The organism is Oleiphilus sp. HI0061 (assembly GCF_001635675.1).
The window spans coordinates 1-936 of record NZ_LWFE01001815.1 but is presented as its reverse complement, the minus strand read 5'-3'; the positions used below and the strand labels follow the sequence as shown (position 1 = coordinate 936).

At 43.1% G+C, this 936-nt stretch carries 2 protein-coding genes; both read right to left on the bottom strand.

What is annotated here, in order from left to right; all coding sequences use genetic code 11:
- A partial coding sequence (locus tag A3735_RS27655; RefSeq protein WP_156499973.1) for a redoxin domain-containing protein occupies positions 1-499 on the bottom strand: 499 nt, incomplete at its 3' end.
- Positions 486-936: hypothetical protein (locus A3735_RS31575; RefSeq protein ID WP_197486103.1), on the bottom strand; the 451-nt coding region annotated here is incomplete at its 5' end. The genes A3735_RS31575 and A3735_RS27655, both read right to left, overlap by 14 nt.

The following is a 936-nucleotide window of genomic DNA, read 5'->3' as shown; positions in this document are numbered from 1 at the left end:
TGAAGCCTTCATTCATAAGAATGAGGCCGTCTGAATTGATCACAACCGTAACGCCCATATCTCCCTTGAACTTCTCAGTTAAGTTATGAGCAGTATCTGCTACCACTGTTTCAGAGCGATAACCGCTAGAGATCTGATTCGCCCGGGCTTGTTCAATCGATCCTGAGACATAATCAATACTAATAAAATGAATGTTCGGATAGTTTGGCTTGATTGACTCGCGAATACTCGACATATGGCTATCACAAAGCGGACACCACATGGTGAAATAAAGTACAACCGCATCATAAGCGGTTAATTCATCACTTAAAGTCAGCACATTGTCTTCAGTGTCAAGAATGCTGAAGTCACTAGCAACCTGGTTGACCTGGTTACCGATACTACCCGCTTGCACACTTTCGCGTTTATCTTCACTGGAAGGGTTTAAATCTTCGTTACAAGCAGATAATAATAGCCCAAGGAAAAGCATGCTAATTAAACGAAATCTAACGTAGAACATAGCTCACTCCCAAACTTAAAATATCTGTTGCAGCAAAGTCTTCACCACTGAGCGCATGATTCCACGAGAGCTTGTAGATCCAATCCATAGCGACTGTTGAATAGGCAATACTTAATCCCAGCGACTGCTTTTGAAAACCAGGAAGGGAGATGTCTTTATTCCCATCAATTTCACCGACCTTTTCGCGTAAATCATTATAGGATGTGGTCACAGTAAGCGTGTCCATTGAGTCTAAAAAATGCGTATAACCAAAAGCCAGGCTTGTTGACAGGCGCTTACCTAATTGCAGATCATAGGGGTCGATAAAGCCGCTAGAGTCTTCGTTAACAGGACGTTCAATATATTTTCCATAGGACATGTTCAAGGTCATATTCCAGGGATAAATAGTCTTGTCGACAAGCAGATTAGCATCCAGGCGGTAGACGCCCCGGCCCGTG